At 57.2% G+C, this 23,270-nt stretch carries 20 protein-coding genes; 6 read left to right on the top strand and 14 right to left on the bottom strand.

All coding sequences use genetic code 11. The annotated features are described in order from the left end of the window. Positions 1 to 8: 8 nt before the first annotated feature. The 4 genes from ETAA8_RS21395 to ricT form a co-directional block, all read right to left on the bottom strand. Entirely contained in the window at positions 9 to 2,354 is a 2,346-nt protein-coding gene (locus ETAA8_RS21395; RefSeq protein WP_145093064.1) for a hypothetical protein, read from the bottom strand. 368 nt (positions 2,355 to 2,722) lie between these two features. Next, entirely contained in the window at positions 2,723 to 3,766 is a 1,044-nt protein-coding gene (locus ETAA8_RS21400) for a transaldolase family protein (protein ID WP_145093066.1), read from the bottom strand. A gap of 110 nt (positions 3,767 to 3,876) precedes the next feature. Further along, on the bottom strand, positions 3,877 to 4,314 hold the full coding sequence (locus ETAA8_RS21405) for a Minf_1886 family protein (protein WP_238397481.1): 438 nt from the start codon (positions 4,312 to 4,314) through the stop codon (positions 3,877 to 3,879). Positions 4,315 to 4,365: 51 nt separating this feature from the next. Next, on the bottom strand, positions 4,366 to 5,589 hold the full coding sequence (ricT, locus tag ETAA8_RS21410) for a PSP1 domain-containing protein (RefSeq protein ID WP_145093069.1): 1,224 nt from the start codon (positions 5,587 to 5,589) through the stop codon (positions 4,366 to 4,368). 212 nt (positions 5,590 to 5,801) lie between these two features. On the opposite strand from ricT, the gene ETAA8_RS21415 reads away from it, so the two are divergent. After that, positions 5,802 to 6,641: a hypothetical protein gene (locus ETAA8_RS21415; protein WP_145093072.1), complete on the top strand. Its 840-nt coding sequence runs from the start codon at positions 5,802 to 5,804 to the stop codon at positions 6,639 to 6,641. 381 nt (positions 6,642 to 7,022) lie between these two features. On the opposite strand, the gene pyrH is transcribed toward ETAA8_RS21415, so the two are convergent. From pyrH to scpB, 3 genes are all read right to left on the bottom strand, one after another. After that, positions 7,023 to 7,766, bottom strand: a complete 744-nt coding sequence (gene pyrH, locus ETAA8_RS21420) for a UMP kinase (protein ID WP_145093074.1) — start codon at positions 7,764 to 7,766, stop codon at positions 7,023 to 7,025. Positions 7,767 to 7,927: 161 nt separating this feature from the next. After that, complete coding sequence (locus ETAA8_RS34835) at positions 7,928 to 8,320, bottom strand: hypothetical protein (protein WP_202921163.1); 393 nt, start codon at positions 8,318 to 8,320, stop codon at positions 7,928 to 7,930. Positions 8,321 to 8,344: 24 nt separating this feature from the next. Next, positions 8,345 to 9,127, bottom strand: a complete 783-nt coding sequence (gene scpB, locus ETAA8_RS21435; protein ID WP_145093077.1) for an SMC-Scp complex subunit ScpB — start codon at positions 9,125 to 9,127, stop codon at positions 8,345 to 8,347. A gap of 319 nt (positions 9,128 to 9,446) precedes the next feature. Here scpB and ETAA8_RS21440 point away from each other — a divergent pair, with 319 nt between their 5' ends. From ETAA8_RS21440 to ETAA8_RS21455, 4 genes are all read left to right on the top strand, one after another. After that, entirely contained in the window at positions 9,447 to 10,823 is a 1,377-nt protein-coding gene (locus ETAA8_RS21440) for a DUF1501 domain-containing protein (protein WP_238397487.1), read from the top strand. Between the two features lie 182 nt (positions 10,824 to 11,005). Beyond that, positions 11,006 to 11,677: a hypothetical protein gene (locus ETAA8_RS21445; protein ID WP_145093083.1), complete on the top strand. Its 672-nt coding sequence runs from the start codon at positions 11,006 to 11,008 to the stop codon at positions 11,675 to 11,677. Between the two features lie 326 nt (positions 11,678 to 12,003). Further along, complete coding sequence (locus ETAA8_RS21450; protein ID WP_145093085.1) at positions 12,004 to 12,408, top strand: hypothetical protein; 405 nt, start codon at positions 12,004 to 12,006, stop codon at positions 12,406 to 12,408. 23 nt (positions 12,409 to 12,431) lie between these two features. Then, on the top strand, positions 12,432 to 13,394 hold the full coding sequence (locus ETAA8_RS21455; protein WP_145100820.1) for a DUF1559 domain-containing protein: 963 nt from the start codon (positions 12,432 to 12,434) through the stop codon (positions 13,392 to 13,394). 188 nt (positions 13,395 to 13,582) lie between these two features. Here the strand turns inward: ETAA8_RS21455 and ETAA8_RS21460 are convergent, their stop codons facing one another. The 6 genes from ETAA8_RS21460 to ETAA8_RS21485 all read right to left on the bottom strand — a co-directional run bounded on the left by ETAA8_RS21460 (position 13,583) and on the right by ETAA8_RS21485 (position 20,185). Further along, complete coding sequence (locus ETAA8_RS21460) at positions 13,583 to 14,959, bottom strand: porin (protein ID WP_145093088.1); 1,377 nt, start codon at positions 14,957 to 14,959, stop codon at positions 13,583 to 13,585. Positions 14,960 to 15,321: 362 nt separating this feature from the next. Further along, a complete protein-coding gene (gene ftsY, locus ETAA8_RS21465) occupies positions 15,322 to 16,347 on the bottom strand; it encodes a signal recognition particle-docking protein FtsY (protein ID WP_145093091.1) in 1,026 nt (341 codons plus the stop codon). A 123-nt stretch (positions 16,348 to 16,470) separates the two neighbouring features. Continuing rightward, entirely contained in the window at positions 16,471 to 16,905 is a 435-nt protein-coding gene (gene nusB, locus ETAA8_RS21470; protein ID WP_145093094.1) for a transcription antitermination factor NusB, read from the bottom strand. Between the two features lie 111 nt (positions 16,906 to 17,016). Next, positions 17,017 to 17,781, bottom strand: a complete 765-nt coding sequence (locus tag ETAA8_RS21475; RefSeq protein ID WP_145093096.1) for an LssY C-terminal domain-containing protein — start codon at positions 17,779 to 17,781, stop codon at positions 17,017 to 17,019. Continuing rightward, a complete protein-coding gene (locus ETAA8_RS21480; RefSeq protein ID WP_145093099.1) occupies positions 17,774 to 19,126 on the bottom strand; it encodes an ABC transporter permease in 1,353 nt (450 codons plus the stop codon). The genes ETAA8_RS21475 and ETAA8_RS21480 overlap by 8 nt, the downstream gene beginning before the upstream one ends. 42 nt (positions 19,127 to 19,168) lie before the next feature. After that, positions 19,169 to 20,185: a substrate-binding domain-containing protein gene (locus ETAA8_RS21485; RefSeq protein WP_145093102.1), complete on the bottom strand. Its 1,017-nt coding sequence runs from the start codon at positions 20,183 to 20,185 to the stop codon at positions 19,169 to 19,171. Positions 20,186 to 20,408: 223 nt separating this feature from the next. Here ETAA8_RS21485 and prfB point away from each other — a divergent pair. Continuing rightward, a protein-coding gene (gene prfB / locus ETAA8_RS21490; RefSeq protein WP_391484795.1) for a peptide chain release factor 2 occupies positions 20,409 to 21,546 on the top strand; the annotation gives its coding sequence in 2 pieces (ribosomal slippage) (positions 20,409 to 20,477 and positions 20,479 to 21,546; 1,137 coding nt in all). A 23-nt stretch (positions 21,547 to 21,569) separates the two neighbouring features. Here prfB and ETAA8_RS21495 read toward each other — a convergent pair. Then, complete coding sequence (locus ETAA8_RS21495; protein WP_238397488.1) at positions 21,570 to 23,225, bottom strand: serine/threonine protein kinase; 1,656 nt, start codon at positions 23,223 to 23,225, stop codon at positions 21,570 to 21,572. Positions 23,226 to 23,270 lie beyond the last annotated feature (45 nt).

A 23,270-nucleotide genomic window follows, 5' to 3' on the forward strand; every position in this document is an offset into this window, starting at 1 on the left:
CGCCCGGCTTAAGGCGTGAGCGGCTTGTACTCGTTCAGCGGCGAAGGGGGTATCCGATTGGTAATGAGGTTGTCCTTCAGTTTCTCGCGCCACTTCTGAATTGAGGTGGTGTTCGAAGCGAGCGGCTTTTCGGGACGATACATCAGCATTAGCCCCGTGATTCGCCGCAAACTATCGAGCGCGACGACGCGCACATCGTTATCGCTGCTCTCGAGTGCCTTCACCAGCTTCTCGGCCGCGCCGCTGGTCAATTGTTCGTCACTCGCACCCAGCAACATTTCGTAGACCAACTTGGCGTTCTCGGGACGTTGATTCTGCAAGGTGGCAAAGACGCGGCCGGCCGTGTCGGTCGAACGAGTGAGTGCCAACCGCAGCGAATCGATGTCGGCCGCCCAGTAGGAATATTGCCGCGGATCGTTAAGTTCGGCCAGAATTGGCTCGAACTGATCGAGCGCGGCGAGTGACCGGGAAGCGAGCGAACGAATCTCGACGCGCCGTCCCGTGGCATGTTCCGCGAGAGCAATATCAAGCGGCTTATCGAGGGGCAATTCTGCTTCCATATCGAGCGAAGCGCGACGTTCGATATCGGGCAAGCTTTTGGCATCGACCCAAGTTGGCTGTTCAAAAGGGCCAGCCATGCGCGGCAGCTCATCAGCCAGGTAAATGACAACTTGCGAAGCCGGAATCTCGATGGCCTCTGCTTTGTCGACTCCGTCACCGGTCGGTTGCCAAACCACGCGGCCACCGAGCGCGAACAGGTCAATCACGCGCACCAACTCGGCACGCGGATCGTCAGCAGAGATACCAGGTGGCAGAAAACGACGGACTTCAATGGCGACTGCAGCATCGGCGTCAGCCAGGGTCACAACACCCTTCAGTCCCGCCAAGTTGAGTTCGATTTGACCGCCAGCCGCTCCGACAGAGACGAGTACCACGCGACCATATTCGATGGTCATTGCCGCACTGCCCGGCTGAGTCGGCTTGTCCATGCGAAAGGCCGACTCACCGGCGAACATCGCTTGCAGGCCGGTGGCAAGCGTAAGATGGGGGCGATAGGACGGCAACACTATAAACCGCTGCCCACTCGTAAGGGGCGAGCGTGGAGCCAACCGATACCAAAGATTCGTCTTCATCTTCGGGTCGGCCACCAACTGGGCGAGCACCTGTTCATCGGAAGTGTAGCGGCCAGCATCAACCTCTTCGGCTGGCACCACGGTCGGCATCGGTTCGATGGGCTTTGGCTCAACCGGGATCGGTTCTAGGGGCTTCGGCTCTGCAGGCGTTAGGGGATCAACCGGCGGCGGAACTGGCAACGGCATGGGGGGAGGCGGGACAATCGGCTTCACGTCCACTGGATCAACGGTGCGAGCTTCACCGGGCGCGGGCTCGACAGGAACTGGCGTAACAGGAATTGGCAGAGGAGGAACGCCTTCGCCCGGCAAGGGCATGGGCGGATTCAGCACCGGCAATTGATCGCCCGGCAGCGTTGCGCGGCCAGGATTCTCGGCCGGATCCGCAGGAATTCCCGGCACGAGGGGTGGGGGAACAGAATTCGCATTGGGATTTAAAATGGGATTCGGGTTTTCCAGCGGATCGCCGTTGGGTTGTGCGGGAACAACAGCAACGGTTGCTCCGCCCATGCCCAGCAACTTGGCCAATGGATGCGTACCATCGAATGGACCCATCAATCGCAGGGCACCGACGGCGATCAGAAAGACGGTCGCGAGTGCAACTGCCCAGAGCCAGTTGCCGCTTCCTTGCGCTGCCTTCAGATAATCGGGCACAACCATCGTCTTGGCGACTGGCGGAGCTACCGGGTCGGCGACTTTGCCATTCTCGCTCGGCGGTTGTAAGGTCGTCGCTGAGGTCGCGGCGCTCGATGGCTTCGGCGGAACGGGGGGAGCACCGTCGTGAATGGGAGAGTGCGACGAGTCGAGACGACTCGGTCCTGCTAGGCGGGCCGCTTCGGCCTTCTTGGCCAGTTCATAAACTCGCTCGCGCAGATTGGCGGGCACATCGGCCGGCTTGTTCAGCACCATGGCCAGCACCTGGTGGCACGACGCCACTTCGGCCAATTGCACGTCCGATTCAAGACACAAGCGTTCGAACTCGCCAATCCGTTCGGGTGCCAGCGAACCATCGAGATACTCGGCTACCGAATTCGGGTCGCGGCCCAGTCCCTTACCCTCGACCTTCGGCGCGCCCATTCGCAACTTGCGGCTGATGCTGCGAATCCGCATCACTAGCCCCGAAGCGAAATCACTCTTTTCGATCTTCTCGGCCAGGGCTTGCGAATCGGCCGGTTCGAGCACGTTATCGAGATAAGCCAGCAAGGTGGCGAGTGTCAGACGCATGATCGGCAGTCCTCTTCGCGAGTAAGGTCCACGTGGCGATGAGCAAAGTCATCGGGCAACACGCAGCCGCTACCAGTAATAGTGCGGCTGGAGGCCGTTTTTCGTACAGGCGGGCTTAAAAAAAGAATTCACCGCGTACCGTCGCGACGTAAGTCTGGAGAGCAACGCGCGAAAAGACCACCAACTTGTTCAACTTTGTGGGCGATTGTTGAACAGCAAGTGCGATAACTCTCGGCTGCGGCGCAAATGGCTGTTCAACTATCGAGGCAAAGTTGAACGCCCCCCATTGGAGGCACAACTGAACTTACGGCGAATGGCTCGCGCCCCCTCGCCGGCAATTCTCATAGAATTCGCGACGCTCACGGCAGTTACTTGCTCGGTCGCTTTTCAGCGATCAGTTGCAGCAGCGCCTTTTGAGGATCAGCGAATTTTTGAATCCCTTCGTCCATCAGAGTCTTTTCAAGATGGGCAATGTCGACCTTCTTGGCGATTTCGTCGAGGACGGCCTGTGGCGGCAGCGAATCAACCTGCCGGGTGAACTCGCGCTTGCTGCGGGCGATGGCTTCGTTGGTGGCCGGGGGATTGGTTTGAATGTCGCTGCCGGCGAAGGCTTCGACATACTTCCACGGCGCATCTTCCTTCTTCTTGGTTCCCGTGCTCGCAAAAATCATTTCCTGCTGCAGCGGCAATTTCTTCTCCGCCCAAAAGCGGCAATTCTCCGCCCAGATTTGCTTCGCGTTCACAATGCCCACTTGCCCCTGTGCTGCAGGCGACAGCTTGGGGACATGCTTCTCTGTGTAAATGTCAACGCGCGAGACAAAAATGCTGTAGACCGATTTGAAGCGTTGGAGGTTGGTACGCTTTTGAGCGCCGCGCCAGATGGCGTCGCGAGCGGCTTCGTACTGCCGGGGCGAAAAGATCAGCGTGACATTTAGCGTGACGTTCGCGGCACATAATGGCTCTAATGCTTCGAGCCCCGCCGGGGTGGCGGGAACTTTGATCATGCGGTTCCGCTGACCAGAAGACCACTTCAGCCCGAGTTCGACATATTTGGCCACCCGCTCGGCATGCGGCATATTCGCTACCGGATCTTCGATCAGAGGATCAAGTTCAAAGCTGACGTAGCCATCGTTGCCGCTGGTTTCTTGCCAGACAGGCAAAAAAACCTGCTGAGCTTGCCCCACCAGGCGGTCGGTCAACTTCCAAGCGACCTGGTCGTCGGTCGAACCCTCGGCAGCGAGGCGAACGATCTCGTCGTCAAACCGACCGGTGCGAATCAGGTCCGAAATAATGACTGGATTGGAAGTGGCCCCGGTGGCACCCTCCTGACGATCTCGCTTGACGAGTTCAGGGTCGATCGAGTCGAGCCACAACTTGGTACCGGAGGCTACGAGCGATTGGAGGGGAGTCATGGGTCTTCCTTGAAAATTGAATTGCAGATTGCAGATTTAAGAATGCAGATCGAGAACAGGAATAGACTGCCTTTCAATCTGCAATCTAAAATCATCAATCTGCAATTCTTTCAGGCCGCTTCGTCGGCGGCAGTGATCACAAATTCGCTGACCAGGGCCTGATTGAAATCAAATACCTGGTCAAAATCCTCGCGGCGATCTTCCGGCGATTTGGTCATTTCGCCGATCTTGATCAGATTATAAACGATCTCGCCAAAGTCGCTGGTGCACGTGATGCCCCAGCCCGCGAGGACCAGCTTGGCCATGAAACCGTATTGATCGTGAGCGTACAACTTGAGCGCGTGGCACAAGTCCTGGCCGGTGACGTGTCGCACTTGACGAACTTCACCTTCGGCGACTGCCGCTTCTTCCTGCCGACCGAGTTCCAGCACATCCTGGGCATATTCCAGTCCGCTGCGTACGAACTGATAAGCCTCCAGCTTGTAGCGGCGGTCTTCACAGAGCAGTTTGATGAGCGGATGGATATCGGGAGTCATGCTTTTGGACACGGCAGGATTCCTGAGGATCGATAAAGTACGGCGAGGTTTACGGGACGGGAATTAAGGAGAGGAAAGATCGGGCGGAGGCTGCTCGACTTGCGTGGGGGGCATTGTCGGCGGCAAGTTGGCGCTGGGATCTGATGGAGGCGCATTGGCCGGAAGTTCACCGCGCGACATATCGTCGTACGGCACTTCTGCCGGACGATTCGCCTCGGGCGGTTTCGTTTCGCGGTTCTGTGGATCGCGCGGCTGTTGACTCCCACGCTGGTCATCGCGCCGCTGCTGCGAACCAGCACCGGTTGGTCGTTGCCGCGAGCCACTATTTCGATCATTGCGATCATTCGGTTCGTTCTCGGCGTTAGTCTCGCCGGCAGGTGCTGCGCCCGAATCGTCCTGTTGATCCTCTTCGGCATCGCGCGAGCGGCCACGGCGAACATTGCCGCTGCCAGTCTTCAGAATCGTGAGGACTTCAGCGACGCCAATCAACACGCGGCGGCCATCTTCCATCTGCACCAGCAACTGCTGCGTGAGAATCTCCTGACCAAGCACGCGGGCCCGGCCGGTGGACGTGACAATCTCAGAACCAGCGGGGGGCAGAGTCTTGTGCAGTTCTTCGTACGTATCGTATTCGTAGCGCAGGCAGCACTTCAATCGCCCGCAGCGGCCAGAGATCTTCGTCGGGTCGAGCGTCGCCTTTTGCAGCTTGGCCATCTTCATCGACACCGGTGGCATTTCGTGCAGGTGCGTGTTGCAGCAGACGGGCTTACCGCAGTCACCATAGTCGGCCAGCAGTTTGGCTTCGTCGCGCACACCGATCTGGCGCATCTCGATGCGGGTTTGAAACTCGGCTGCCAGTTTCTTCACCAGGTCGCGAAAGTCGACGCGGTCTTCGGCCAGGTAATACACCACCACGCGCTCGCCGCCGAACAGATGCTCAACATCGACCAGTTCCATCGGCAGGCCGAGGTCTTTTACGTGATTGCGGCAGACCTCGAACTCGTTGCGTTCCTTGCTATGAATGTGAACGAGTTCGTTGGCGTCTTCCTGGCTCAGTTCGCGCAAGATCGCGCCGCCCGGAGAACCGCTCAAGCTCTTGGCGACATCGTCGGTCGCTTCGCACAGCACGTCGCCCGCTTCGAGCCCCCGCTGCGTACGGGCGACGACTTTCATGCCACGACCATAGCGCTCGCTACCGCGCGCATTGAAGATGCCGAGCGCTCGCGTCGAACCGTATCGCAGCACGTATCGTGCTGATTGCCGCCGTGGTTCTTCGGTAGTCGCCATGCATTGCCCGGATCGAGGGAACGAAATTCAACGGCCTTAACCGCCGGAATGAACCCGCTCAGTATATCTTGCTGCTGCGACTGAAGGTAGGCGCGGCAAGGGTGCGAAAGCGCAAGGACGAGAATCTGCTTGCAATCCCTTCCTGGCACCGACAGGGCTAAGTAGGTTGCGTATAGATATGTCGGAGCGACTTCAGTCAGAGCGGAAGCACGATGTTTATTCATCCAAGTCTGGACATGCTGATCATCTTTCGCACTCGCGAAGTGTCGCCAGAACTGCCGGAACTGAAAGCGCGGGCGATCATTGATCGCCAGGCTGGGAAGTACTTTCCCAATTGCCAATCTGATATCCGCGTCTACGCCCGCGAAGTTGAACTTGAACAGGTCATCACCGCGTTTTCAAACGCTGGTCTGCATATCAACCAGTTCTCGATATCGCCTCTCTACCTCGAGAATTTCTGGGAGAACATTCCAGACGACTGCATCGGAGCCTGCTTGAATGCTGATGGATACGTCAGTCTTGCTGAACCGGCCTTGGCTTGGCGCATCTTGCCTTTGGATGAGCCCGTGTATACCAGTGGACGGCCGGTCTCCGGTGAAGAACATTCGCGTCAACGACCACACGTTCTCTCTCGCGGTGGAGGAGTACCCATTGTCAGTGATGAACTGATCGCCCAGTTGCGCGCTTTTGGCGCGGAAGGAGATACAGCACCGATCATCTATCGAGGCGCCAATAAGCAGGCGTATGATCGCGTGCAGCCCGGCTATAAAAGGTTTCTCGTTCGTCCTGAATATCCAATTCCACCGAAAAATGGCTTCGAGTTCTTGCCTGCTGAAATTCCGGAAAATTTCGGCATTTGCGCTTTGCGAAGATCAACGTCGGACGAATGCTGGTACGAACTCGCCTTGTCGTTGCCCGAGTGCCAAGAGCTTAAGGAAACTCGCCCCAGCATCTTGCTCACTCCTCTATTTAGGCTGGGCGGACAGACTCACAACATGGTCAACGAGATTCAAGCGGCAGTGGAGCGAATCAACCACAGCCAGACGGGTTGAATTCAGTCATCAAACAATGGATCAATGGCTACTAGGATCGCTCTCGGGAAAACTTTACCAACGGATGTTTGGCAAGATTTCCGAATCATCGAGCTCCCAGGGAACTCTGCTTTGGAGAATGACCTGCCGCTCGCGCCACTGCTGATACGATTTCCAACCCGCGGCGATCAAGAGCGGACCCAGGATGACCAAGATCGTTAATGATCGAAGGCTGTAGCGCATGCGGGAATTGTATCACGCGGGCAGCAAGCGGTAGTCCGAGATCTTGCTCTCTTCACAGCGCAAGCCCCTCACTCCAACCCTCTCCCCCGAGTACCGAGGCGAGGGAGTAAATGCAGCTTATCCTTGCCCACAAGTACCGAGGCGAGGGAATACGAGCAGTTAGGCTTTGCTGCTGATGAGCGTGCCCACTTTTTCGCCGCGGACGGCGCGGAGGACGTTGCCGTCCTTGCGAAAGTTGAACACCAGAATCGGCATCTTGTGTTCCATGCAATGCGCGATGGCGGTGCTGTCCATGACACGCAGGTTTTGCTCACGAACGGCGTTATACGTGAGTTCGCTGTAGAGCATGGCGTGCGGATTGCGTTCCGGGTCGTCGCTGTAGACGCCGTCGACCTTGGTCGCCTTCATCAGAATTTCGGCTTCGAGTTCCATCGCCCGCTGGGCGGCAGCGGTGTCAGTCGTCACGAATGGGCTGCCGGTGCCCGCCGCCAGGATGACGATGCGACCTTTTTCCAAATGACGTTTCGCCCGCCGGCGAATGTAAGGCTCGGCGACGCCGTCCATCTTGATGGCCGTCATGGCTCGCGTCTGGCAACCGATCGATTCGAGCGCGTCTTGCAGAGCCAGCGCGTTGATGACCGTCGCCAACATGCCCATGTAATGAGCCGTCGCTTCTTGAATGCCTGCTCCGGCACCTTTGAACTGCGAGCCGCGCAGTATATTTCCTCCCCCTACGACCAACCCGATCTGGCAGCCAGCCTGGTGCGCCAGTTTAACTTGCCCAGCAATATGCATGACCTCTGGCACGCCAATCCCGCGCTCGCCTGCATGGCTCATACTCTCGCCCGAAAGCTTGAGAATGATGCGTTTAAAGCTTGCGCGCGGAGCAGTTGATTCGGGCATTGCGGGTGAGGGCCAGAGATTAAGGGCCGGGGGCCAGGGATGGATGAGGAACTAAAGCACGACAATTTGCGAAGGAGTCGAATTTCGGAAGCAAAGATTGGGGGGAATGCCTTGCTTGCATTCCCCTGGTCCCTGGCCACTAAACTCCGGCCCCTCCGACACTACTCTTCATCGTCCTCTTCTTCCTCTTCTTCATCATCCCAGTCGTCGTCTTCATCGTCGTCGAGGTCGTCGTCTTCTTCCTCTTCGTCTTCATCGTCGAAATCTTCGTCGTCGACTTCTTCCCATTCGTCGTCGAAGTCTTCGTCGGCGTCTTCGAGATCGTCCTCGTCGTCTTCGTCGTCGAGGTCGTCTTCATCTTCCTCAAGATCGTCTTCTTCGTCGTCGAGGTCATCGTCCTCGTCGTCATCGAGTTCGTCTTCTTCAAAGTCGTCTTCGTCATCTAGGCGGGGAGACTGGACGACCGGCTGCGTAGTCGCAGAAAAAACACCGGCCTTCCAGTCGGCGGCTTCTTCTTCGCCCAGCCAGAATCGATCCGGGGTCAAAACACTCACGTCGAACTCCTTCTTGCGGTGATGCTACGGTGAATCGGTGTACGGTTCATCGGCCAGAGGTGAAAAAGAATCGACAGCCAGACTCAAGGTTGGGTTCGCCGTAGTGGCCGGAGCCATGAGCGTTCGCATTTCTTGAGCGCGGGGTAAGTCGTCTAAATTCACCAGGCCGAATAATTGGAGAAATCGTTTGGTTGTGTTGTACAAATAGGGGCGACCGAGTTCTTCGCTACGCGAGCCGATTCGAACCAGGTCACGTTCCATTAGTTGGCGAATCACTTCGCCGCAGTTCACTCCGCGAATGGCCTCAATATCGGCCCGCGGTGTTGGTTGACGATAGGCAATTACTGCTAGCGTTTCCAGGGCGGGTGCCGACAATCTCAACTCAGGCGGCACATGCCCCAGCCGACGAAGCCAGGAACTGAACAGCCGGCGAGTCATCAATTGAAAACCACCCGCCACCTGTTCTACTCGAAACGCCCGCCCCACGGCATCGTAATGTTCGTTCAAGTGGCGGATTAGTGTACGGGCTTCAGTTCCATCCGCCAAGTTGGCGTATTGACTAAGTTTGCGAGTATTCAGCGGTTCGCGGGCCAGGAATAAAACCGCCTCAAGCCGCTGCCTGGCGGTCTGCCGCAATTCATCGTCTGACTCGGCCACCAAACCGAGCACTGTTTTCGTCGCGGCGGCCAAAATTAACGGGCGATTTGGTGTGATTCGTGGGCAACCGCGCGGCGAGTCGAGCGGGCTGCCATAGCGCGCGGACGTACTTTGCAGTTGGATCGCGGGAATGGAAGAGGTCTGGCGCATCGGGCGTTCTGATTCAGCTCCGCTGAAAAGGAGGCTCGCAACGACGTAACATAAGGCCGGATGGAAGTTAGGGACAAGCCCGGAGATGGCTCCGAAGAAACGAAAGAGTTTTTTTACAGATCGAGACTTACTCAATTGACGGCCGCTATTCAGCCGACCTAGAATACCAATCAACGTGCTTTGATAGCTACGTTTCTGGTGCGACTTTGAACTTAGCTTCAAGTATCACCAGTTAACTCCCTGACTGCGGTCCCACCTGATTCCGCAGCCAGTCGCCAGATTAGATGGATCGAACCTACCCCGGGACGAAAGGCGAATCATGTTGCGAATTGATGCTGGCCGGACTGGCCCCTATTGCGATGGCGTTTCCCGTCGCAGCTTTGTGCAACTGGGTCTGGCTGGCATGGGCAGTTTGGGGCTCGGCAGCTTTCTGAAGTTGAAAGAAGCTTCCGCTGCGTCGGTGGGGAAAAAAGATACGTCGGTCATTCTGCTCTGGATCGATGGCGGTCCGGGGCACATGGACACGTACGACATGAAGCCGGAAGCGCCGCCCGAGTATCGCGGCATCTGGCGGCCGATCAACACCAACGTCCCTGGCATGCAGGTGACCGAACTCTTTCCGCTGCACGCGAAAGTGGCCGATAAGTTTTCGGTCATTCGCTCGATGCATCACAACAACGGCGACCACTTCACCGCCGGTCACTGGATGCTCACCGGCCGCGGCGGCCCCAGTGGTGCTGCCCAAGCTGGCAAATTCCCATTCTTCGGCGGCATTGCCACCAAGCAATCGGGCCCGCGCCAACACGGCATGCCAGCCAACGTCGCCATTCCGTATGCCATGAGCATCGGTCTGCGTCCCGGCTACTTCGGCGGCAACTACATCGGCCCGCAAGAGAATCCCTTCGAAACCGAAGGGGATGCGAATAATCCCAAATTCGAAGTGAAGAATCTCACGCTCGGTAAGACCATGTCGGTCGATCGACTTGAAGATCGCCGCAATCTCCTCTCAAGCATGGACAGGCTCCGGCGTGAGATGGATCGCAGCGGCAAGCTTGAAGCGATGGACAAGTTCGATCAAAGCGCGTACGAAATGATCACCGGCGAGAAAGCTCGCCAGGCTTTCGACATTAATCAAGAAACGCCCGAAACTCGCGATATGTACGGCCGCCACTCGTGGGGGCAAAGCGCTTTGCTAGCCCGCCGACTCGTCGAAGCAGGAACGACATTCGTCACCTGTCACTTCGGGGGCTGGGATCATCACTGGAACCTGCAAAGCGGGTACGACAAGTATCTGCCCATCATCGATAAACTCGTGCATGGCCTGTTCACCGACCTGTCGGAGCGAGGGTTGTACGACAAAGTCACAGTCGTTCTGTGCGGCGAATTCGGCCGCACACCGCGTATGAACGACGGCGGTAACGGCGGCCCTCCGGGCAGCATGGGAACTCCCGGTCGCGATCACTGGGGGAACGCCATGTCGGTCCTGATCGGCGGCGGCGGTATCAAGGGTGGCCGGCTGATTGGCAGCACTAATCGTTTGGGCGAAGTTCCCAAGGATCAGCCGCTTATGCCGGGCGACTTGCATAAAACGCTGTTCAAAGTGCTTGGGGTCGATCCCAACGTTCACTATCCCGATCTCACCGGCCGCCCGATTGTCTCCGTCGACCACGGTGCCGTAATTAACGAGCTGTTTTAATCGAAGGCATCCGCTGCGCTCGAAATAGCCCAAGGCAGTCGATTTGAGTTCTCCCGCGAACCTGATTGGCATCTCGCGTGTCTTTTCCAGCACCAGCGTGATCCCAGTTTGCTCGCGGAGACTTTCCACTCAATCTGCAAAAACTTCAGCAGGCGATCAGCATTCGCGATCGCAGTTACCAGTTGCTCTTCTGGCTGAGCGAGCAGATTGGCAAAGGAACAATCGCGATCTCGCGCGTAGCCAATCATTCGGGCGGGCCCGAAGCGGTGACCGAATGGCTCCGCAATTTCGCCTTCGTGATTCCTGCTCCGTTGCACCCTCACCCGAGCGAACTCACCGAGTTCGCAGCTTTCTTCAGCACCTATCTGACGTCCTCGTTCGATGTCGTCGCCAAGCCTGGCACACGCGGCGAGGGACCAACAGGAATTTGCGGCTGCCCGATCTGCGTGCGAATCGTCAACGCCCCTCATCTGCAGGCAAAGAAACTGACAGCTGGCGATAAGCGACGAGCCGACTTCTTGATGACCGAAAGCCTGCTCTCCTTGGCGAAGGAGCAAGCGTACTTTCTGAGCGAAGATGATGCCGAACAAATCGTGCTGGCCAAGCAGACGCGCCGCGCTTGTGCTTATCTGGCTTATGGCGAGTGGCTCATCCGTCGACTAGCTGGAGAATCCGATGGTCCCGCAATCCTGGTACTCTGGCGACTAATCGCCTGGGATCCGCGCGGCGGCATGATCCGCGGCTTCAAACTGACACTCGACGATTTCGTAACGGCAGAGCAAGCACTCGGCCAGCAGATCGCGCAGCAACAAAACAATCGTCGAAGCGAGGAGAACCCGAGACTCGATCAATAAGTTGGAGTTCCGCCTTTAGGCGGCCAATTGCGATAAAGACCGCCTAAAGGCGGAACTCCAACGACAGAGACTCGTGCGATCGACCTCGCTTCGCCGTTGCTTCAGGGGGGCTTTGCGGTACTTTGCGAGTTGAATGAAATCACATCGCAAAATCTGGATGAAGGTTTGGTGAAGTTCGGTTTGCTCAGCATTGGTTGGCGCGTACGTTAACGCCCGTCACTCGCCAATTCTGAGACCTTTGAATGCCCGCCGCGCTTATTCGCTCCGCAAAGCTCACATACAGTTGCCACCTATGGGTGTTGGCAGCACTGTGCGCGGGGTGTGGAGTGTCAGATCGACCGCGGCTCTATCCGGTGTCTGGCGAACTCTTCGTGCAGGATACACCCGCTGCCGGTGCACTGGTCATCCTTCGTCCACTTGAACAGGCAGATGCAAACACCTGGCCCATGGGCTTCCCCCGTGCAACGGTGGCGGACGATGGTTCGTTTCAATTCGAAACGTACGACGAGGGGGATGGAGCTCCAGCCGGTAAATATGTGTTGCTGGCTGAGTGGCGAGGCAACGAAGACGTCGGCGAAGAAACGGACGATTCCGTTCGCCAGAATCGGCTTGATCCCATTTACAACGACCCAGGACTCTCTCCCTGGACTGTCGATATCGCGGCGAAGCGAAATCGATTGCCGCGCTTCGAAGCGACTTATCCACCACCTCCCCCCGTCGCCAAAAAGTAGCGCATGGAATTGGAGAGAACAAGATGTTTCGTTTCGTTCGACAAAGTCGGGGTAAGCAAACTGCCGCTGGCTTCACGTTGGTCGAGCTGTTGGTGGTGATAGCCATCATTGGCGTGTTGATGGCACTTCTGTTGCCGGCAGTGCAGAGTGCCCGCGAGTCAGCGCGGCGGATGCAGTGCAGCAATCACGTGAAGCAGATCATGCTTTCGATGCATCACTTTCACGATACCTACTTGGTTCTGCCGCCAGGGGCAGTTCGTCCACCCGCAGCCGCAGTTCAGGCCAAATTCAATTTGACTTCGTCGACGGCCTATCATGGCTGGGCACCTTTCATACTGCCGTTCATGGAGCAGAAGAACCTGGCGGATAAGTACCAGTGGGACCAAGACTGGCGGAGCATGGCCAACCGTGCGGTAGTCGAAACTCAGGTGAAGATATTCATCTGCCCCTCCTCCCCCATGCAGTTGCGTTGGGAGGAGCGAACGAAGGACGGCTTCGATATTCGCGCGGCCGCCAGCGACTACGGCATCATGAACGATGTCAGCACTTCTGGGCTGAATGGCTTGGGCTTGCTTGATCCAGCGAGTAACGCATCGAGCGACGGCGTGATGAAGGTGAATGAAGCGCTGCGGTTTGCAGAAATAGGCGATGGGCTCTCCAATACGTTTTGGATCGACGAGTGTGCTGGGCGGCCCGCCGTTTATCGCCGTGGCGGCAAGAGAGCATCGGCTGGGCCCCATTCCGACGCCAATTCCAGCGCCTTCAGCGATCGCAACGAGCATGTGATTCACGGCTACAACAGCACGGGAACGGCCGCTGGTGCCTACGCGATTAATGTCACGAATGCGGACGAGATCTTTGCGTTTCATCCCGGTGGCGCGATGGCCGGCTTCGGCGATGGTTCGGTGCGATTCTTGGCAGAAAATACCGCCACACGTGTGGTCTGTGCCTTGGTGACTCGCAACGCGGGCGATCCCATCGATTAACGGCCAGTCAGCAACATCCAGACGTTCTAGCCGAGCTGCGCGAGGCAAGAAACGACACCGCCGCAGAATCGTTTGATCCTGCGGCGGGCGTTTGTCGCGATTCGTGCAGCTGAGAGGACTAGACTCTCAGCTGCGGTCTACCTGTTTCTCCAGAGAGAAAGCAAGTTGGCTCTTTGCTAACCGTTGGCTTAGAACAGGTAGATCAAATCGATACCGAAGGTGGTCTGGTCAGTCCGGGTGCCGTCATCGTAGGGCAGGGCCAAGGCACCGCCGGCAGGAATACCGTTGAACCAGTCGTAGCGGACTTCACCGCGGACGGTCAGGTTCGCAGTGGGCGAGTAGTTCAGGCCCGTGGTCAACTCGTAGAAGTTGCCAGCGAACGTCGAACCGGCCAGCGGGTTGTTCGGGCGAACACCGGTGACGCGGACGCCATCGTCATCGCGGAACCATTCACCACGGAAGCCCCACTTCCAACAATCGTTGATTGTGTAGAAGAGGTACTGATTGATGCCGTACCATTCAGCGTTTTCCGCACCACCCAGACCACCAGCCACCTGGCGACCGTAATCGTGCTGGAAGATGTACTGCCAATCTTCGCTGATGTTGCGGGTATACACGAGGCTATGGGTATAGCGATCGGTGTAGACGGCGGTATTGTCGAAGCGAGGTTCGTTGCCGTAAATCACGTTGAACGCGAGTACGTCTTCGCAGCCAGTCCAGGTGAAACCAGCGATGAAGCCCGGGTCATTCTGAACGCGGTCGAGAGCATCCCAACCGTTCACAATGCCGTAGTTCAGGCTGACTTCGTCGCTCCACTTGTACGAACCGAGCATACCCCAATGGGTGAAGGGCTCGCCGTACTGCATCGTGTAAGCGTGCGAGTAGAAGAAGTTGCCATTCGCAGGCACCACTTCGTAACCGAGAACGGTATAGAAGTGACCGAGCTTGATGGAGTTGTTCTCGTTACCCACTTCGGCGTACAGCTGAGGAATGGCCAACCCGTAGTTCGGATTGGTATTCCACTTCGCTCCACCGGTTGGGGTCGTTTCCCAGCCCAGCGATTGCGTGAAGATGTAATCCGAACCGTACAGCAGGTCGACGCGACCACCCCAGTTCCAGCAGCACGTTTCACGGTCGATGGCCTTCTCAGCGACGAGATACAACTGGTTGAATTGACCAGAATCACGATCGTTGAAGGTCACTGGGCCATTGAAGGTCGAAGGTGGGTTGTGGAAGTTGTAGGTGTAGCCGGCGTTGACGAAGCCGGTGATGTTCCAGCCGCATTCCTTTTGGCAGAACAACCGCCAAGGATCGCAGGTGGCTTCTTCTTCTTCGGCACAGGCGTCGCATGCGGCCGGAGCAGCAGCGGCAGCCATTGGGGCTTGTTCGACCATCGGGGCCGGCGGTGGCCGGTCGCTGGGCGAAGCCTCGGGTTGATAGAAGTAGTCGTTGGTCGCAGCGACCTGACGAACTTGTGGTTGTTGCCCATACGTTTGGGCAGAGGCATTACTTGTGTAAATGCCCCAAGCGATCGCGGCAGCGAAAGCAAGCTTCGACAGTTTCATGGTTTTAACTCCCCAGTCCATGAGGAAACGGTTGCAAAGAGCGCGACAAACGGCGCAGTTCGTCACGCCAAACAGGTAGGGCCAACAGGCAGGTACTGGGAATCCGTGGCAAGCAATTGGAAGGGCAAACCGTCGCCTTATCCCAGCACTGTTGATATCGGTACTGCCGCGCTGGCAGGTGCAAGACATTCACTCGATAAACATGGCAGAAACCGCGACTTTGCGTCGCGGGTGTGAAACCTTGCCGGATGTTCCGCAGGTGCCGTCGTTAAGGTCGTTACAACCGGACTTCAATCAATTCCGGACGTTGCACGCTTTTAGGAATGCCCGCGCAAGCAGGGTTCGAGTTCAGGAAACGAAGCTCACACAAGGTCCTCGAACAGGGCATCGACAAACTGCTGCGCGTTAAACTCTGCCAGATCCGCAGCCTTTTCCCCAAGCCCCACGAACTTGACTGGGATCGCGAACTTTTCCCGAATGGCAACCACCACACCACCCTTGGCAGTGCCATCGAGCTTGGTGAGCACAATGCCCGTACACTTGGCGGCTGACGAAAAACCCTGAGCCTGGCTGATTGCGTTCTGCCCCGCAGTTCCATCCAACACCAGCAGCACTTCGTGTGGCGCATCCGGTATGACTTTGCCCATCACCCGATGGATTTTCTCGAGCTGCTGCATCAAGTTCGACTGGGTCTGCAAGCGTCCAGCGGTATCGACAATGCAGATATCCGCATTCACTTCGACGGCCTTCGCCACCGCGCGATGAGCAACACTCGCTGGATCCGCGCCCGGCTCGGCTTTGACAATTTCCGCGCCCAAGCGATCGGCCCAGATCGTCAGCTGTTCAACAGCCGCCGCGCGAAAGGTATCTCCAGCGCCGAGGACAACCTTTTTACCCTGATCTTTGAAGCGTTGGCAAAGTTTAGCGATTGTAGTGGTCTTGCCGGAGCCATTCACGCCCACCACCAAGATAACTGTGGGCCCGCTGGTGACGAACTGCAATGCTTGCTGTTGGCCTGGTTGGTCGAGCATGCCGCGCAGTTCCTGCTTCACGGCCGCTAGCACATCACTCATTTGCACCACGCGCCCGCGAAAATCGGTTTTCACCCGATCGCGCAGCTTGTTGGCAGGGCCGACACCCATATCGGTCTTCACCAGGGCGGCGAACAGTTCCGTCAGGAACTCGTCATCTACGAGCCGACCCTCGCGCTTGAACAAGTCGCGAATATCGGTGTTGAGGACGTCGTGCGTTTTCTTCAGCGCCGACTGCAGGCGGGTGAAGATGCTCTGCGGAGTTGCCGCTTCTGCTGCGGGTTTGCTGGCCGACTGTGGTGCCTCGGGCAAAGCAAGCTCATCGGGCTTCTTCTTGAAATAGTCAAAAATTCCCATAGGTCTTATCTTGGGCACCAGGGGCAACTAGCCGGTACCCGCTTAGCAAGAGGACGAGATTGGTTTGATTGCGGCAAGAATGACCATTTTCACAGATCGCCGCTGGGCACAGACGATTGGCAATTACTTTTCCGCCTGTTCTGACTTGCCCGTTTCCCGACGTTCCTTAACGAACCGGTCGAGAATTCCGTTGACGAAGTGGAACGATTGTTTGGCCCCGAAACGTTTGGCCAGTTCGACCGCTTCATTGATCGCCACTCGCTCGGGCGTATCGGAGTGGAGCATCTCATAAGCGCCCAGCCGGAGGATATTCCGGTCGATCACCGCCATCCGCTCGAGGCTCCAATTATCAGCTGTCTGCTTCAGGAGGTCGTCGAGTTCGATCCGGTTCTTTCGCACTCCCGCCACCAGTCGGCGAGCAAAATCGAGCAATTCCTGGTCCTGATTCAGGCGATTGCGCATGAAATCGTCGGCCTGAATCGTCTTCCGATCCGGGTTCAAATCGTCTTCGAATAAAACTTGCAGCACGACTTCTCGCGCTCGGCTACGGCGAGTCATAACCCCCACACTCCTGGGTTGCGGGCAACGGACTTCTTCACTGTCACGTCGATTATACGGGGCGAGCGGCCATTTTGAGAGGAGACCTAGAGCTGAATTGCCAGAACCACCTCAAGGCGAAGTAGCTGGCCGAATTGTGCCTTGCATCAGCGCGCCGTCGGTGTGCCAAGGATCCCCTCCGCCGTTCTTGCCTGATTTGGTTTTGTGAAAATCGGCAATCAACTGCACATCGACCAGCCGCCCGGTCTGCTGCAAGTCGCCAAACAGCAGGTCTCGCTCGGCATCGACATCTGGGGAAATGTGGTGGGTGATCTGGCCGGTCGTACGACTCAACTCGACATGCGAGTCATACGCAGCCGAACCCACCCACAGAGGACGATTTTGATCGTCCAATTGAGCCGATTTCCAAAAGCGCACATGGTGCCGCTGACGCGGATTGTTGCCGACCGGCTTTTCAAAGGCAAAGTCTTCCTTGCGGCCATACAAGAACAAATTGCTGACTGGGGCCGCTCGGTACTCGCGCGAGAGGACCGTATCGGCGGCAATCTTCAGGTCAGCGCGCACTCCCAAGGGATCGGCCGGAAACCAGCCCGCGGCTTCCATCACCGGTTTCAAATCAGCTTCGGCACTAACGAGGGCCACGTTAATCGGATCGCCCAAGTGCCCGTCGGCGGCGACAGTCATGCCCGGAGTATTATCGAGCCCCGGATGCCGATGTGCGTAACGCTTCCACACCAGAGGCATCACTACGTAGGCAACTAAAAAATACGTCGCCACAATGCCGAGGAACACGAGCACAGCCGTTTTCCATTCAGAACGGGAATTCTTGGGTGAGACGGGCGCGGCAGATTCGGAGGTCGCAGGTACTTCATTCATGGGGTGGTCGCTTCATTCGGTCGAGCAGGACTGCACTTAGAATAACCATTCCCAGCACAATCTGCTGCCGCTTGCTTTCCAACCCAACTAAATTCATGCCATTGGCGATCACTGCCAGAATCAGCGCTCCGATAAAGGTCCCCCACATGGTGCCGCGACCACCCGCCAGCGAAGTCCCGCCAACCACGACTGCTGCAATCACCATCAGTTCGTGCTTCGAGCCATAATTGGGGCTGCCGGCCCCCAGTTGCGATGCCATCAGCACGCCACCAAGGCCCGCCAGCGCAGCGCAAATGATATAGGCAGCGATTGTCACGCGCTTGACCGGCACACCGCACAGCCAGGCTGCCTTCAGGTTGCCGCCGACCGCGTACAAATGCCGGCCGAAGATTGTTTTTGTCATGATGAACTGGGCGACGACATACAAGCCAATCATCAACACCGCGGAATTGGGGATTCGGACGAGCGCTGTACCCTTTCCCAGCCACATGAACGCCCGCGGAATTTCGTCGATGGTCGCTCCTTGCGACAGGTTGTAGGCGACTCCGTCAGCCAGCAACATCATTGCGAGCGTAACGATAAACGACGGCACGCGGAGCAACGTGACGAATGTCCCGGAGACTGCGCCAAACAAGGCACAGGCACCAATCGCAGCCAGACTGCACGCCAATGTGGCGAATAGCGATGCGCTTTGCCCACCTGCCAGATCACGGAGCAAAATAGTGCAGATCACAGCTGAGAGCGCGATCAAGCTGCCGACCGAGAGATCGACGCCGCCGGTAATGATGACCATAGTCATCCCGATCGCAATGATCGCGATTACGGCGATTTGGTTGCTGATGTTCAGCAGATTGTCGGTTTTCAGAAAGTTGGGCCAATAATAGGGCTGCGGTTTCAGGATCATCACGGGTTGTGACTGCCTCTCGGCCCACCGTTGTACGGCGGTCCAACTGCTGGCAACTTCGCTGGCTGCGATCAGGTCGATCTTTTGCCCCGCCAATGTCGCGGCCTCAAGCGCCGCGCGAGCTTGTGGCGGCTCGGCATTCACTATCACGGGAATCCGAAATCCCCGTTGCTCTAGTTGCGCCTTTAGTTCAGTGGCGAAGGCTAGATCCTCACTGGTGCTGCGCGTGAGGATTGCCACCGAGTTGCCGGTCGCCAGTTGCCCGCTGATTCTGGCGGCCAAAACTTGACCAGCAACTGCACCGGTCGGCGATTGTTTATCCCACGTCAGCACGCTGAGCACCGCGATCAGAATCACCAGCGCGACGAGCATCGCCTGCTCGGCCAGCAACCAGCGCAGCCAGGCAAGATACCTATTCGAGTTTTGGGCTGTGGCAGGCATAGATCCCATATCGTTGGCTGACGAATCGGGGCAGATGAAAAGCTACTTGCTCAGCGATTCATCTTTCTGCCCATCTGCCTGGCGATAGAGCTCGGTGGGAATCAGTTGCTCGGCTGGTGGCGATTTGCCATCGAAATATTCCAGAATCGACTTGGCGGTGAGTTGCCCCATCCGCTCAGGATACTGAATTGGGTCAGCGTAAATCTTGCCGTCGCGAATCGCCCGCTTGCCGTCGTCCTGACCGTCGAAGCCGATTATCTTCACTTGCGCAGTCTTGTTTGCCTTTTCCAGCGCAACATAAGCACCCAGTGCCGAGGGGTCGTTAATGGCAAAGATGCCGACCAAATCGGGATGAGCTTGCAGGGCGTCCTCCGCCGCCTTGTTGCCGTTCTCGCGTTTGCCATCGCCGGGAAGTTCGGCCACGATGTCGATCTTTCTGTCAGGATTTTTCTCGTTGTAGGCAGCGATCACTTCCTTAAAGCCTTTAACGCGCAACAAGCACGATTCCGCTTGCTTGAAGTCAAGAATGACGACCTTGCCCCCTGTGCCCCCGAGCGCTTCGATCATCGCCTCGCCGGCCTGTTTGCCGCCACCGTAATTATCGGTGGCAATATGCGAGACGACTTTTGCCTGCGGCGCAAGGCAGGCAATATCTGCCGTGAAGACGGGAATGCCCGCAGTGTTGGCTTTTTGAATTGCTGGGCCGATCGCTTTGGAATCGCAGGGGCAGAGTACAATTGCCGAACAACCCTTGGCAATGAAGTCTTCAATTTGGCTTTGCTGCTTGGCAACGTCCAACTCGCCAGCCACGACGATTGTCGTGTAGCCTTCTTTCGCAAGGTCGGCCGTCACGCTATCGGCGATCACCTTGAAGAACGGATTATTCAGCGTGAGAACCGAGATGCCGATCGGTCGCTTTTCATTGATTGGCACTTTGCCCGTTTCAATAAGAGGCTCGCTGGGGCCGCTCGGTTCGACGGCAGCAGGACTGCAACCGCCGCACGCGAGAATTCCCAAGCACAAGAACGACAAGAATGCAGACAAACGTCGCACGGTCATCGGAATCGCTCCGCAGGCAACCGAGTGGAGAGGTAAACGTGCATGCCATGTTAGCAATCCCCCCACCGAATGCGAGCGTGATCGTGCAGGAGTCTGCCAGCCGGTCTTGAACGGCGCTAAAGTCTCCTGTCTTAGCTGCTCGCCCCTCGCCTCTCGACCATTGCACCGCTAATATTGTGGAAAGCCTAGCTCCTTCAACTCAGCAGAGAATTGCCCACGAATCATGGAAACTGAATGGTACAGCCGCGTTAGTACGCTGCAGGTCAGGGTCGGTCAACTTCGAGACAGTCTTTGACTACGACAACAAGCTGAGAAAAGTAAGGGAAATTGAAGAGCGGATGGTCGCGCCCGAATTCTGGAACAACCAGGAGAAGGCCCGCGATGTCATGGCCCAATTGAAGGCCTTGCTCGCCGTCACCAAGCCACTGCAACGCGTGGTCAAGGGGACTGCCGATTTGCCCGGCCTGCTCGAAATGGCCGAATCCGACGACAGTCTCTCCAGCGAAGTCGCCAACGAAATCGGCGAGCTCGAATCCCTGGTCGACGAACTCGAACTGCAGGCGCTACTCAACGGCCCGCACGATTCTGCTGGCGCGATCATGAGTATTTACGCGCGCGACGGCGGCACAGACGCCAACGACTGGGCCGAAATGCTGCTGCGGATGTACATGCAATATGCGGCGAAAGCTGGTTTTGAATTCGTCGTGCTTGACCGGTTGGATAACGACCAGGCAGGCATCAACAGCGCGACAGTCGCCATTCGTGGTCCGATGGCGTACGGATTTCTCAAAGGTGAAAACGGCATTCACCGACTGGTGCGCATCAGCCCGTTCAACTCGGAAGGAAAGCGACAGACGAGTTTTGCTGCGGTTGACGTCGCACCCGAGATCAACGACGAATCGGAAATTGTGGTCGATTGGGCCAAGGATGTGCGCGAAGAAACGATGCGAGCCGGCGGTGCCGGCGGACAGCACGTGAATAAGACGGAGAGTGCGATTCGGCTGATGCACTACGAAACGGGCATTGAAGTGAAATGCCAGAACGAACGGAGCCAGCACCAGAACCGCGCTCTCGCGCGAAAGATGATGCTCGCTCGTTTGGCCCGCTTGGCTGATGAAAAGCGTGAAGCCGAGAAAGATCTGCAGTACAAAGCCAAATCAAAGGTCGGCTTCGGCTCACAGATTCGCAATTACTTCTTGCATCCCGACCAACGAGTCAAAGATCAGCGCACTGGTTATCTGGTAAGCAACTTCCACACGGTGCTTGATGGCAACATTCAGGGCTTCATCGACTCGTACTTGCGCTGGCGGATGAAGCGCGGCGGGGAAGATATCGGGACTGCTGGGGACGACGATGAGTAGGAGCCAGGCCATGCTCTCGTTTGCTAGGCGCTGAGTTCGGGAATGCGTTCAATCGGGACTTCGTTTTCTTGCCACCACTCGCGGGCGTGTTCACGCGTCCAAGTGCCGGAGTCGTGGCACCGATCAAGTGCGGCAGCCAGGTCAGAGGCAGATTGAAAACGTTGGCCGGAATTCTTCTCCAGGCACCGGAGAACGATCATCTCGAGGTCGCCAGCCAGATCGGTGCGCACGAGCGAAGGCCGAACCGGCGTCTCGTGGGCATGCTTGAACATAATCTTCAGCGGCTTATCGTCCTCGAAGACTGGCTTACCCGTGACCAGATAATACAGAACCGCCCCAAGCGAATAGACGTCGCTGCGCGAATCGGGCTCTGTGTCGCCCGTGGCTTGTTCCGGAGACATGAACAAAGGCGAACCGGTGATGGTTCCATCGGCGGTCAAATGCGCCGCGTTGAGGTCGGTCAGCGGTTTAGCAAGGCCGAAGTCGAGAAGCTTAACAACATCACACACGCCGCCGCGCGAAGCGGCAAAAATGTTGGCGGGTTTGATATCTCGGTGGACGAGTCCCAAATCGTGGGCTTCTTGCAACGCATCGCAGGCCTGGCGAATCAGATAGATCGCGCGGCCAGGAGGAAGTGGACCAAAGCGGCGAACCAATTCCGACAAATTCATGCCGGGCAAGTATTCCATGACGTAGTAAAACGTGCCGTCGTCGGCCCGGCCATAATCGAAGATGTCGATGGTGTTCCAGTGCGAAAGTCGCGCAGTCGCCTGCACTTCGCGTTCGAAGCGGGCAAGAACCTTGGGGTCTCCGGCCTTCTCTGGACGAATCACCTTGATCGCGCAGGGGCGCTTCATCAGCTGATGTTCGGCGAGATAGACTTCGCCCATGCCACCGCTGCCGATCAGTTGCTTCAGCTGATATTGGCCGAGGCGTTTGGCCTGATAGACCTCGCTGCGAAGAGTGTTGATGGTGTGGACACCCCAAACCGAACTGACGGCAGCAATCGCCATCACCAAGACAGTAACTACGACCGTGTCCCACTGTTCCAGCAAGACTTCGGCACTTTGGACGTGTGTAATTGCCGAAAGCGCAATCAGCAGCACCGGCAACCCCGAGAGCACGCCGATAAACACCGCTGCTCGTTGCCAAGTGTTGGGAATGAACAAGGCATAAATGTAAATCGGCAGAAGCCAGGCCGCGGCCACTTCGGGATGCATGCCATAGTTTTCTGCAAAATACGTCGCCCGGCTGTAATGGAGCGTGGCGAAGAAACCGGCTGGTACAAAAAACGTGGCAATCTCAATCCAGCGGAGCTCGGAGAGAGTGAATTCTCGCCGGGTGCAGAGCAGAAAGCCAAGCATTCCAAGGATCAGTGTGGCAACGATATGGGCCGCGTAGTTAACGACATAGATCACCCGATCCCATCGGTCGAACGACAGCGTGTGCCAGACGAGAAAAACGGCTAGCGCTGCGAAGATTAACAGCGAAGCGGAACGGAGACGCGACCGGAGTAGGTGCGTAACTTCCGAGCGAACAGCTGTGCTATTTCCTTCCCTCAGATGGAGACGGCAGACTTGTTCGCTGCCGTTGTCCGAACTGGGATCCGACGGCGCATCGAGCGTAACGTCGCCGGGGTTGACGGAAAGTCGGGGCTCGGACTGGGCCGAAAGTCTCACGCGCGGGCTCGCCTGGGTGGAGTAATATCTCACCCATCATACCGC

Source organism: Anatilimnocola aggregata, from assembly GCF_007747655.1.
GTDB classification, from domain to species: domain Bacteria; phylum Planctomycetota; class Planctomycetia; order Pirellulales; family Pirellulaceae; genus Anatilimnocola; species Anatilimnocola aggregata.